General features: G+C 48.4%; 12 protein-coding genes and 1 pseudogene. 5 read left to right on the top strand and 8 right to left on the bottom strand.

Annotated features, from left to right (window positions below; translation table 11 throughout):
• Positions 1–256: 256 nt before the first annotated feature.
• Positions 257–1,096, bottom strand: coding sequence for an alpha/beta hydrolase (locus H6F50_RS03155; protein WP_190426231.1), 840 nt, complete (start codon positions 1,094–1,096; stop codon positions 257–259).
• A 74-nt stretch (positions 1,097–1,170) separates the two neighbouring features.
• On the bottom strand, positions 1,171–1,626 hold the full coding sequence (locus H6F50_RS03150) for an NUDIX hydrolase (RefSeq protein WP_190426228.1): 456 nt from the start codon (positions 1,624–1,626) through the stop codon (positions 1,171–1,173).
• Positions 1,627–1,772: 146 nt separating this feature from the next.
• On the opposite strand from H6F50_RS03150, the gene H6F50_RS03145 reads away from it, so the two are divergent.
• The 3 genes from H6F50_RS03145 (at position 1,773) to H6F50_RS03135 (ending at position 2,932) form a co-directional block, all read left to right on the top strand.
• The gene (locus H6F50_RS03145) at positions 1,773–2,066 is read left to right on the top strand and encodes a hypothetical protein (RefSeq protein ID WP_190414633.1); all 294 of its coding nucleotides are present in this window, start codon (positions 1,773–1,775) and stop codon (positions 2,064–2,066) included.
• 281 nt (positions 2,067–2,347) lie between these two features.
• Positions 2,348–2,659 (top strand): RNA-binding protein, encoded by a 312-nt coding sequence (locus tag H6F50_RS03140; protein WP_190414632.1) that lies wholly within the window; start codon positions 2,348–2,350, stop codon positions 2,657–2,659.
• A gap of 78 nt (positions 2,660–2,737) precedes the next feature.
• Positions 2,738–2,932 carry a hypothetical protein gene (locus H6F50_RS03135; RefSeq protein WP_190426225.1) on the top strand — a complete coding sequence of 65 codons (195 nt, stop codon included), beginning with the start codon at positions 2,738–2,740 and terminating at the stop codon, positions 2,930–2,932.
• A 152-nt stretch (positions 2,933–3,084) separates the two neighbouring features.
• Here H6F50_RS03135 and argH read toward each other — a convergent pair whose 3' ends face one another.
• The 6 genes from argH to H6F50_RS03110 form a co-directional block, all read right to left on the bottom strand.
• Positions 3,085–4,470 carry an argininosuccinate lyase gene (gene argH / locus H6F50_RS03130; protein ID WP_190426222.1) on the bottom strand — a complete coding sequence of 462 codons (1,386 nt, stop codon included), beginning with the start codon at positions 4,468–4,470 and terminating at the stop codon, positions 3,085–3,087.
• Between the two features lie 189 nt (positions 4,471–4,659).
• Positions 4,660–4,905 carry a hypothetical protein gene (locus H6F50_RS03125; RefSeq protein ID WP_199291966.1) on the bottom strand — a complete coding sequence of 82 codons (246 nt, stop codon included), beginning with the start codon at positions 4,903–4,905 and terminating at the stop codon, positions 4,660–4,662.
• 158 nt (positions 4,906–5,063) lie between these two features.
• A complete protein-coding gene (locus tag H6F50_RS03120; RefSeq protein WP_190426218.1) occupies positions 5,064–6,482 on the bottom strand; it encodes a PP2C family protein-serine/threonine phosphatase in 1,419 nt (472 codons plus the stop codon).
• A gap of 465 nt (positions 6,483–6,947) precedes the next feature.
• A complete protein-coding gene (locus H6F50_RS27475) occupies positions 6,948–7,079 on the bottom strand; it encodes a hypothetical protein (protein WP_277879312.1) in 132 nt (43 codons plus the stop codon).
• A gap of 258 nt (positions 7,080–7,337) precedes the next feature.
• Positions 7,338–8,321 carry a GntR family transcriptional regulator gene (locus H6F50_RS03115; RefSeq protein WP_190414628.1) on the bottom strand — a complete coding sequence of 328 codons (984 nt, stop codon included), beginning with the start codon at positions 8,319–8,321 and terminating at the stop codon, positions 7,338–7,340.
• Between the two features lie 232 nt (positions 8,322–8,553).
• Positions 8,554–9,708 (bottom strand): polysaccharide deacetylase family protein, encoded by a 1,155-nt coding sequence (locus H6F50_RS03110; RefSeq protein ID WP_199291965.1) that lies wholly within the window; start codon positions 9,706–9,708, stop codon positions 8,554–8,556.
• A gap of 367 nt (positions 9,709–10,075) precedes the next feature.
• Here H6F50_RS03110 and H6F50_RS03105 point away from each other — a divergent pair, with 367 nt between their 5' ends.
• Positions 10,076–10,822 (top strand): dienelactone hydrolase family protein, encoded by a 747-nt coding sequence (locus tag H6F50_RS03105; RefSeq protein ID WP_190426215.1) that lies wholly within the window; start codon positions 10,076–10,078, stop codon positions 10,820–10,822.
• Positions 10,823–10,884: 62 nt separating this feature from the next.
• Positions 10,885–10,974 (top strand): annotated as a pseudogene (locus H6F50_RS27840) (30S ribosomal protein S1); the annotation flags it as partial.

Here is a 10,974-nt window from a genome sequence, read left to right as displayed (position 1 = left end):
CGCCCGTCTGAAGGCGCTCGGATTGAGGACTTTCAACTGTTGGTAGAGCATGAGCAGATTCAGTAACGCTTACCTACTTTTGGCTCATTTTCTTGATTCATGCAAGAGGTCTATTGGTTGATTTTCAATCACCTTCAAGCATTATTCTCATTTTTCTCTGTTTGTATGAAACCACCCTGCCTCTCCGCTTGCGGAGAGGGGTTGGGGGGTGAGGTTCTTTTATTAACTCCACTACAAGCGCACAGCCTATGCGCCCCTAATGCTTACTAACGAAATCTCGAATATACTGAGCCACGACATCTGGCAACGCTTCGGGTAGATCGTTTGCCGCAAAGCTAATAATTTCCAACTGAGCTGATGGAGTTAAGTCCGCGTAGGCTTGACTTTCGGCAATTCTAGAACGACTGTCGCGATCGCCTTGCAAAATCAAAACGGGGACTTTCAGCCACTCCAGTCTTTCTTTCAATAATTCTGCTTGAATTTCGGCGCGGCGGCGATGAAATAATAGCTTGTCGGTAGTGGGAAACTGCACCGGCTGTTCTTGTCGCCGCTTCTTTTGCCCAGTTTGCTTGCGGGGAAACAGGCGATTGTTGGAGACACGAGCGATCGCATCTATGAGCGATCGCCACCCGGAGGATACCACCTTAGACAACCGCTTAAATAGAGATGTAAATAGAGAGGGGCGCGATCGCTCGGTTCTTAATCCCTCCGCTTCCACCCCAATTGGAGCTAACAGCACTAATCCGCGCACCTGTTCCAAATATTTCAGCGCGAAGCTCGCCGCAATCCACCCTCCCAGCGAGTGACCAATTAAAAAAACTTCTCGCTGATTCAATGCTTCTAACAATTCAGCAAGACATTCCATCTCCAACTCAATTGAGTAGTGAACATCCGGGCGTTCGGAGTCACCAAAGCCGAGTAAATCCGGGGCAAAGCAGTGGTAATCCCGACTCAAACAATCGATGACAGCTAGCCATTGACTGCTATCGTGAGCCGATCCGTGTAAAAAAACCAAAACTGGCCCTTGACCAACTTCGCGCCAGAAGATTTGTCCTTGAGACAGCTTAATTCGAGAATTGCGTAACGGTAGAGTCATCCTAGATTTTAGATTTTTAGATTTTAGATTTTAGATTGACGATGGATTGACTCATCCAAAATCGAAAATCCTGCTTATGCGAGGGTTGTCAAGCCGTTCAAGTAGTCCTGCAACTGCTGGTCGTGGTCATGGCAGAGTTTCCCTTGAGGCAAGGATGTCACAGAGAAAGCTTTGACTTCCATAATTTCCAGCGTATCCCGAACCTGCATTTCTCCCTGCACTTCCGCTTCTAGCGCTACACAAATCGAATGAATTCTGGGATCGCGGTCTGGCGAAGAATAAACTCCCACTAACCGGCGAATTTTTACTAACTCCAGTCCAGTTTCTTCCGCCAACTCCCGCCGCGCTGATGTCGGAATGTCCTCACCCCAATCAACAATACCGCCAGGAAAACCCCATTCACCTGTGTCTCCGCGTCGAATGAACACAATTCGACCATCCGGCAAAATCGGGATGATAGTTGTGCCGATAATGGGATGGCGGAAAATAATCCCTAGCACTGTTTGTATAAATCGCCATGACCGACGCATAGGCAAAAGAAGCTTTACTTCAACGCAGAAAGGAACTTTTACGTTTAGAGTCAATTTATGAGCAGGAAGTTCTCCGATTACAGATAAAATTTAAAACTTTGCAAAAGGAGGGTTTCCCCAAGGGCTGAATCCGCATAGTTCTGGGGATGCCAGAATTGCTTATTCATCCACCTCTACAAATTAAAATTTTAAATCAGCGAGAATTTCCGCTTTTTGAGATTCAGTCACCTGAAGATAAATCTTCTCAATGTTACCATCCGAGCCGATCGCATTCATGTGCAGCGCTGAAGGCGTATCAACTGCTTGGTGCGGAATTTTTTAGCTTTTTGCTGCGGTTACGGCTGACAATTTTACCCAGCCAAGAAGCAGTATCGCTGAGTTTTAGGGACATGGGGATGTTTTCAACCGCAGCAAGTCAGCGCTTTTTAGTAGGCTGCTGACAGGCTGTTATGATATACGTTACAGATGCAAGTTCGGTCACGTCAGTCTGCGACCCGCCGTTTTTAGGCTAGCCTGTTTCGGTGTTTCTTCCACAGGTTTGAAGGCAGAGGCTTCCAGAGCCAAAAAATGCTCTGGAAGAGCAACACACTCTCTGTCTAGATTCGCTTGGACAAGAGTAGGTTCTGAGAAGTTGCTAGAGACGCTTTAATTTTGCGCTTCTAGGTCGCTCTTCTCTCTCTCGGCTTTCATCTGAATCAACTGTTCGGATGGATATTGTTGGATGACTATTTACATCGAAAGTCTGTCTTCGCAGGTTACTCCAAAAGACTTTAAACAAGTCTCTGCATCTGGTTCAGCCAAAAGTGTGGCGATACCAAGCGACCGGAAGACAGGCAAAGTGCGGGGCTTTGCTTTCGTAGAGAGGGTGGAAGCTCCGCAAAAAAAGACAGCTATTTCGGTGCTGGATGGTGCAAAATGGATGGGGCGTCAGATGCAGATCAACCAAGCCAGGCCGAAGGAGAACCCTCGAAAAGAGGGCGATCGCGGTAGATTGGCAGATTCTAGCAACTGTTTTTCCAAGCCTTGGGTGTGACTGACAACACTAACAAGCATCAGGTGCAGGGGAAAACCCAAAGGCACCATTTTTTAGTCGTATATCAAAGAGGTGAACATGGCGAAGCGCCGTAACCCTAAGAAAGAAAAGGCGCAGCGTAATCAAGCATACGCCCGCAAGTTTCGTAAACGTCAAACTACGGGTCGGTTCTCTAAATTCCGGCGTCAAAGATCGCCCGGAGAGAGAACCAGCGAGGAGGATGAAGACAAGATGGGAGGAGGAATGGGAGCAATGGGCGGCGCGATGGGTTAGCCATTGCTCGGTGCTGAGGGCTGAGGGCTGAGGACTGAGGACTGAGGAAGAAAAATATTTTTCTTCAGCTACTAACTCATTTGCGAAATTGAGAAATCCCCTATTTAGCCCTCAGTCTTGATTACTCAGTCCTCAGTCCTAACTACTCAGTCCTAACTACTCAGCCGAGACTGGGCAGCTTGAATCGCTTGTCTCACTTGCTCGAATCCGGTACCGCCGTAACTATTACGAGCGGCAACTACTTGTCTTGGAGAGATGGCTTCATAGATGTCTGGCTCAAAAGCTGGGTGCAATTCCTTCCATTCTTCCAAGCTCAAATCCTTGAGAAGTTTACCGGCAGCGAGGGAAGTTTTTACAACCTTGCCCACGAGATTGTAAGCTTCCCGGAAGGGGACACCCCGCGCTGCTAGGTAATCAGCAACATCGGTCGCGTTGGAGAAATCTTCCGCGACGGCTTCTGCAAGGCGAGCGGTACGAAATTCTAGCCCCTCGCGAAACAAAATGGTCATTGCTTCTAAGCAGCCTTTAACGGTCTTTACACTGTCAAATAGGCTTTCTTTGTCGTCTTGTAAGTCTTTGTTGTAAGCCAAAGGTAGCCCTTTCATCAGCACTAGCATTCCTTGCAGATGCCCAAAAACACGACCTGTTTTACCCCGCACGAGTTCAGGCACGTCGGGGTTTTTCTTTTGGGGCATGATGCTGGAGCCGGTGGCGCAGCTATCTTTGAGGGTGACAAAGCCGAATTCGTGAGATGACCAAAGGATGACTTCCTCCGATAAACGGCTGAGGTGAACCATGATCAGGCTGGCGCTAGAGAGAAATTCAATCGCAAAATCGCGATCGCTCACGCCATCCATACTGTTGGCATAGACCCCATCAAAGTTGAGCAGTTTGGCGGTGTAGTGTCGATCGATGGGGAAAGTGGTTCCGGCAAGTGCGCCACTCCCCAAAGGCGAGATATTGACGCGCCCATAGACTTCTCCTAGCCGCTCCCAGTCCCGTTCTAGCATTTGAAAGTAGGCGAGGAGGTGGTGCGCTAAAGAGACTGGTTGGGCGCGTTGTAGGTGCGTATAGCCGGGAATTAGGGTTTCGACGTGATTTTGGGCAAGGTCGAGGAGAACTCCCTGAAATTCGCGCAACTGGCTGCGAATTTGGGAAATTTGATCTCGCAAGTAGAGGCGAGTGTCAGTGCCTACTTGATCGTTGCGCGATCGCGCCGTGTGCAATTTTTTACCGACATCTCCGGTAATTTCTGTCAGCCTACGCTCCACCGCAAAATGAACGTCTTCTGCATCTATCCCTGGATTGAAGTTTCCTTCTCGGTATTCTTGGCGGATTTGTTCTAAGCCTGCGACTAGCTGTTGTGCCTCCGACTCTGAAATAATGCCGGTGTGAGCGAGCATTTTGGCATGGGCAGTCGAGCCGGTGAGGTCGTATTCAATGAGTTCGATGTCGAAGCCGATACTAGCGTTGAAGCGAGCGATCGCAGGATGCAACGCCGATTCAAACCGTTGGCTCCAAGTTTTTTGTTGAGTCACGAGCTTCTTGGTAACGTTGGATTAACAGATTCAAAGGCGAGCAGGTTGAAAGTTGGCTCGTCGAGAAGGTTGTAGCTTGCAAAGGCAAGCATCTTACTCTTTAGCAAATTTCAGGACGAGCAAGTTGTATCCAAACATTCAACTTTCAACCTTCAACCTTTAACTTTTTAAACCTTCAAACGCCATCCACTAAGCTGTAATCCCTCGAATCAGGTAGCCAAAAAACAGCCCGATTAACAGTGCCCAGACTTGCCCTGATTTAATGAAGTAGTTAAAGGCATTCTGCATCTGGTCTAGCACTTTTGGGTCTCTGATTTGCTGCGCCAATACGGGCCAATTGATTGGCGAGTGCGAAAACCATACTGATACCGTATCGTAACTGTGGGTCAAGTTGGGCAACCAACCGATTATTTCGTGCATTTCATTAAGCACCATGACTCTGATCTCCTCACAACAAATAGAGATGTTGGCAAAGGTTGCTCGCGCATCCGTTCAGATTGTTATTAACACAAAGCTGATGTCTTTGCTAGTGGGGGAGTCTGTGATGGGTAATGAGTAATGGGTATAGGAAATGACCCATTACTCATTACCGATTAACTTTTGACCTGCATCACCACTAGCGTCATATCATCTCCGTTCCGGCTGGATGGACCGATAAACTGCTGTACTTGCTCAAATAGGTAATCTAAAATCGCTTGGGTGCCGTTGCAATGCTGGCAAGCCCACTGGAAGGTGCGGCTCAGCTTTTCTTCGTCAAAGCGATCGCCATTTTGATTTGCCGCATCGGTAAAACCATCGGTGTAATAAATAATCGTGTCCCCAGGATACAGCTGGACTTGGGCATCTTCATACTGGGAATCGGCATCCAGACCAATCAGCATTCCCCAGGTATCCAAGCGCTTGATGGAACGGGTTGATGCCTGCCATAACAAGGGAGGATGGTGGGCGGCATTACTGTAAGACAGAATCCGGGTTTGCGGATCGTATTCGGAATAAAACAGGGTGACAAACCGATGGGAGTTTTCCAAATCGGCATACATTACCCGGTTTAAATGTTGTAGGATCTTCGCCGGTGAGTGCCTGTTTAGCACTTCGGCTCGCAGCATCCCCCGCGTCATCGTCATGATTAGACCCGCTGGGACGCCTTTGCCCATGACATCCCCGATTACCAGGCTCCACGGAACCGATCCTCTTCGGGCAGTTTCCACTTCCGAATCGCTGTCTGTTTGGGGCCGCAGCTGGTCATAATTGGCGGGAATAAAATCATAGTAATCTCCGCCGACGCGACTAGCCGTTTGGCACTTTGCCGCTAGTTCGACTCCATAAATATTCGGACATTGTCGCGGTAGTAGGCGCAGCTGGATATCGGCACCAATTTCTAATTCTTTATCTAGGCGTTCTTTTTGGCGTAGTTCGACGGTAAGTTCATCGTTTGCGATCGCAACTGCTGTTTGATCGGCAACTAAGCGCACCAACTTCTGCCGGGTGTCTGTCCAAATATATTTGGGATCGCGGCTGAACACATAAAGACGGCCTCGCTCTGTATTTTTCACCAGAATCGGAGTGCCAAATACCTGAATGTCTGGCCCTAAAAACCGAGTCAGTTGAGCATCCAATGATGGCGGTGTGGCGACCCCCTCTGCCGTTGTCGAGGGATTACTCGCCTGACGGGTTGCGGCGTTAAGCGCCTTGCGAATATCCTGACAAGATTGACCTTCCTGACAGTGCAGGCGTTCTAGCCGCACCTGACCATTCGGCAAAAACCGGATGAGAATGCCGCCATCGGCATCTGTGACCCGCGTTGCCATCAACGGAATCAACTCCAAAAACTGATTCAAGTTATTGAAGCTACGCAGGGCAAACCCTAACGACGAGAGCAAGTCTTGAATCTTGCGCTGTTCTCGATGCAAACGCGCCACCAGTTCTTTGAGCGCGAAAACAGGCGTCGTTTCGGCGGTGGTACCGCCGTCAGGTAAGGGAGATGGCTGGCGAGGAAGGGGCACAGCAGTCATAGCATCAGGAGTTAGAGTTCCGCACAAAAGTTTGTTTTAGCTGTCAGGATATCTTTACAGATTCTGGCTTAAGAATTGCCAGTTTTGGCAACGGTTTGGGGAAAACGCCTTTGATTTAAAAAAAATTAAGAAGGCGTTAGAGCAAAATTGTTCCCGATTACTATCGCAACAGTTGCCAGTTGCAGCTAGCGGTCCGGACGCGATCGCTAAGCAAAAGGAGCCGGCTGTTCTTGAGGTGTAAATATACCCTTAATTGCAGGTTATGCCAATCACCCGGAGGGGCTTTTTGAAAACTTCTGCATAAGTCTATAGACGGAAATCACCATAACTGTCGCTATAGTAAACCCGATCTATACCAAAGCGCCCCTTATTATGTTTGATTGGTTCATCGGCGGCATCGCCTAAGAGTAGCAGACAGCAATACATATGCTTGTGGAGTGATTTTACAAGCCAAGACTGTAAATTTTAACCGGATGGCGCGTGTATCCCTAAAGTAAAGATTTCTTCCAAAAGAAAGTCTGGAATGGGATCGGGTCGGAAAGCTTTAGTAGCAAGGTGTTTCTCAATGGCATCTTTTAAACCCATCGAAGGTTTCATCTAAATCGTCATCTTTGCTCCGATTGCTTCTTGCCGATGTTTCAACAGGGAATTGCCAATTTTAGAAGGGGTTTCTGAGTGAAAAACTTGAATCTCTGATGAAGACCCTAGAGCATCTGGATCGTCCAAAAGTTCAGCCTGAACCGAAGGGTGCAGGTGGGTAATCCCACCTGAATCGGCACTTTAGGCTGCCAAATGGGATGAGCTAGACTGTCTGAGCGTCGAAATCCGATCGTTGAAATCTAAGATCCAAAATTGTTAACCTAAACCGAGTTCGCGCTTGAGCAAGTTAATTGACTTGGTGCCAATATAGTTTTCGCTACATAATAGCTCCGGAGGACGAATAATGTCTTCACGGGCGGCGGCGACTGCGGCTTTGACGGTGGCAAAACTGGCGCGATCGCTAACAATCGTTTGGGCACTGCGAACGATCGCGTTGAGTTTGTAGGTGTCTTTTACCTGGGCTGTCATCACCAGCAAATCATCCCCGCGCAGGCTGTGGATCAGAATTTCTGCAACTCCAAGAATGCCAGAGCTGAGACTCACCAGACCCATACAGCTGTCTTTAGGCAGGCGTTGAACCAGCTGGAGTTCTTGAGCGTAGTCGTAAATATCGACGGGGATGACGCGCACCGCTCGTGGGGCAGCGATCGCTTCCGCATCCCCAATAAAATAGCGGCTAGTCACCACGGTGCCGGAGTGGGTTTGATCGAGTATTTTACTGAGTTCCTCCATCGGCACCAACTGTACGGGTATCCCTAAAGATTTTTCCAGTTCCTGAACCATCAATTCCCCAGCACCGATGTCTCGTGACGGAACCGTGACCAGCACTCGCGCACTACAGCGTAAGCGCCAGTCAACTTCTGCTAGAAATAGTTCTCTGGCTTGGTTGAGGGTGCAACCTTGGTTGAGCAGTTCATCCAGGCTGTGCTGCACCAGCTTGTAGGCATGGGGATATTGTTCGTGTATGGGGCCGCTATGTCCAGTGCCGCCCTCGTTTCCTTGGGCTTTGACATAAATTCCCGATCCAGCTTGGGATTCTACTAATCCAGTGTCTTCTAGCTGCCGGTACACCTTGCTAATGGTATTCCGGTGCAGACCTGTCTGCATTGCTAGCTGCCGAGTGCTGGGCAATCGATGACCTGGGGGAAACTGTCGCGAGGCGATCGCAAACTGCATTTGGTCAAATAGCTGTTTTGACGCTGGAATTTCACTGTCTGGTTGAATATGAAACTGAACCATTTACGAGCCTCCAAGGACTCTGATTCTCATGAAGCCGTGAGAAGGGCAATTCTTTAATAGCATAATGCGCTACAGAAGCTGAGTTATCGCCCTGGTTTTTCAAGATTCTGCCTCCTTCTCACTTGCTCTATCTAGTAGAGACGCGATCGCATCAGCACATACGCTCTTAGCGCTACTTGCTGCAAGTCTTCTACAAGCCAGCATCTAAACTCCAAAAAAGTCTAAAACGCTCTCACCCAGGGAAATACTGTTCGGGTTGTTCTCCGGGGGAGTGCGGAAATTCCTCTAATCGAGGGGGAATCTGTGTTTCTGCTTCCCCGCTAGAAACGGAATCAGTAGCGTCTGTTGTCTCTTGCCTCTTTAGTAGTTCCGGCAAGGTGACAAACTGATATCCCTGCTTTTTGAGTTTTTCAACGATCTGGGGTAAAGCTTGAACCGTTGTCGAATGGTTGCCGCCACCATCATGCATCAGCACAATAGAACCTGGGAAGGCACTCTTGAGAATGTTTTTGACCAATTTGGGCGCGGTGAGGCGGTGGCGGCGGCTGTCCGCTGAGTTAATCGACCACATCATCACGGCGTAGTTGTTCTTTTGGGCGTAAGCCGCTAACCCATTTTGCAAGTTGCCGCCGGGAGGGCGGAAGTAAGCGGTTGTGACTCCGGTTGTCTTGTAGATGAGTGCGGCTGTATCATCTATTTCCTTTGCCGCCGTAGCCTCGTCCATCTGACGATAGGAGTGATGCCAGGTATGGTTGCCAATGGCGTGACCTTCAGCAACCACTCGTCGCGCTACGGCTGGATAACTTTGCAGTTGCTCTCCTACCCAAAAAAATGTGGCTTTGATGCCGTTTTTCTTGAGGATGTCCAGCACTTGCAATGTCGTTTCCCCCCAAGGGCCATCATCAAAGGTGAGGGCGATGACTTTTTTCTGATTCTTCGGCTTTACCTGATAAATGGTTTTTCCCCGATACTCGGTAGGCACTGGGAAGGTTTTTTCGGCTGCGGGTGAAAGAGCGATCGCTGAAGGTGTTGTTTCACTCGGTAAATTTTCCGGTTCGACAATGGGGAGTGTCTGCTGAACTGGGATAGATGGTGCGATCGCCCATACACTTGGCGATGGAGAAGCCTCTGCCGTGTCAGCGATCGCGCTACTCGCTGGCGGTATTATTTCCCTCGGTGGCGAATTTTCGGGTTTGACGCTGGGGAGTTGTTGAGCTTCCGGCTTGTCCTGACGAACCTCTATCGCAAACTGATGCTGAGGGGAAGGTTGAGGTGACGGCTCGATGATTTTATTGACGATAAGCGCTGTTAAGGTAACGATAGCGATGAAGGTAAGTTGCCGAGTGAATAATCCGGTCGGTTTTTCTTTTTCTCTCCAGTCTGCCAAGGTCGAACTCCTTCCCTTAGTCCTTGATAATTTTTGAGTTTTTAATGATTACAAAAAACAGCTATCGTTCTTGACTCATTTAACCAAAAATCCCTTTTCTCGACAGTCAGCAACTCTTCAATAGCCGCACAAAACTACACAATAAAACTAGCTAGCATTACAAATTATTTAAAAATTGGAATATTTTAAACAAAAAAGTTATGGTTTGATTTATATAAATTTTCTTGATAAAAGAATGCGATAATTTGTGCAGCACTGTCATGAACTTTTAAATACTTTATTCCTGTAAAAAATAGGGTAATTTGCTGGTAGACAAAATAGTAGCACTATCTGCTAAAAAAACGGCAGAGGATACAGAAGAATTATCATGACAGAGAGCAAGATTCGGACAAAACACCTCAAAATTGCCAATGGCGATCTAGAAATTGCGGCTTACCTGGCAATGCCGGAAGGGGAGGGGCCTTTTCCAGGCATTGTGGTGTTGCAGGAAATTTTTGGAGTGAATGCTCACATCCGGGAGGTAACAGAACGAATTGCCAAGGAAGGCTATGTAGCGATCGCGCCAGCAATCTTTCAACGCCAAGCACCGGGTTTTGAAACCGGCTACACTCCGGAAGACATTCAAATTGGCAGACAGTACAAGGATCAAACTCAAGCCTCAGAACTACTGGGCGATATCCAGGCGGCAATTAATCACCTCAAAAGCCTGCCCGAAGTCAAACCTGTCTTTGGCTGCATCGGCTTCTGCTTTGGGGGTCACGTTGCTTACCTTGCCGCGACTTTACCCGATATCAAAGCTACAGGGTCATTCTACGGTGCTGGCGTTGCTACTAACACTCCTGGCGGCGGCGAACCAACGATCGCACGCACAAAAGACATCAAAGGCACGCTCTACGCCTTTTTCGGCATGGAGGACGCCAGCATCCCCGCCGAACAGGTAGATCAAATTGAAGCGGAGCTAGAGAAACACCACATTCCCCATCGTGTCTTTCGCTACGATGGAGCTGAACATGGGTTTTTCTGCGACCATCGCGCCAGTTACAATGACACCACAGCCGCCGATGCCTGGAAGCAGGTAAAACAGCTGTTTGAACACGAACTTCAAGCGGCATAAATTTTTTCCCACACTAGCAATCAGCGAGTCGGGAATTACTTTTTTCAATCAACTAAGTTGTCATGAATTCCAAATCGACCTCTTCTCAAGATGCAAAATCGTCATTTTCTATGGACGATTTTGCCAAAGCTCTCGAACAACACGACTACCAA

Origin of the sequence: Coleofasciculus sp. FACHB-712 (genome assembly GCF_014695635.1) — a bacterium.
In the GTDB taxonomy this organism is placed as follows: domain Bacteria; phylum Cyanobacteriota; class Cyanobacteriia; order Cyanobacteriales; family FACHB-T130; genus FACHB-T130.
This window is presented reverse-complemented; position numbering and strand designations above follow the sequence as displayed.

Excerpts from the sequence above, each read along its gene's own strand:
- H6F50_RS03155 (WP_190426231.1), bottom strand. The coding sequence starts at position 1,096 with ATGACTCTACCGTTACGCAATTCTCGAATTAAGCTGTCTCAAGGACAA.
- H6F50_RS03150 (WP_190426228.1), bottom strand. The coding sequence starts at position 1,626 with ATGCGTCGGTCATGGCGATTTATACAAACAGTGCTAGGGATTATTTTC.
- H6F50_RS03145 (WP_190414633.1), top strand. The coding sequence starts at position 1,773 with ATGCCAGAATTGCTTATTCATCCACCTCTACAAATTAAAATTTTAAAT.
- H6F50_RS03140 (WP_190414632.1), top strand. The coding sequence starts at position 2,348 with ATGACTATTTACATCGAAAGTCTGTCTTCGCAGGTTACTCCAAAAGAC.
- H6F50_RS03135 (WP_190426225.1), top strand. The coding sequence starts at position 2,738 with ATGGCGAAGCGCCGTAACCCTAAGAAAGAAAAGGCGCAGCGTAATCAA.
- H6F50_RS03125 (WP_199291966.1), bottom strand. The coding sequence starts at position 4,905 with ATGGTGCTTAATGAAATGCACGAAATAATCGGTTGGTTGCCCAACTTG.
- H6F50_RS03120 (WP_190426218.1), bottom strand. The coding sequence starts at position 6,482 with ATGACTGCTGTGCCCCTTCCTCGCCAGCCATCTCCCTTACCTGACGGC.
- H6F50_RS27475 (WP_277879312.1), bottom strand. The coding sequence starts at position 7,079 with ATGAAACCTTCGATGGGTTTAAAAGATGCCATTGAGAAACACCTTGCT.
- H6F50_RS03115 (WP_190414628.1), bottom strand. The coding sequence starts at position 8,321 with ATGGTTCAGTTTCATATTCAACCAGACAGTGAAATTCCAGCGTCAAAA.
- H6F50_RS03105 (WP_190426215.1), top strand. The coding sequence starts at position 10,076 with ATGACAGAGAGCAAGATTCGGACAAAACACCTCAAAATTGCCAATGGC.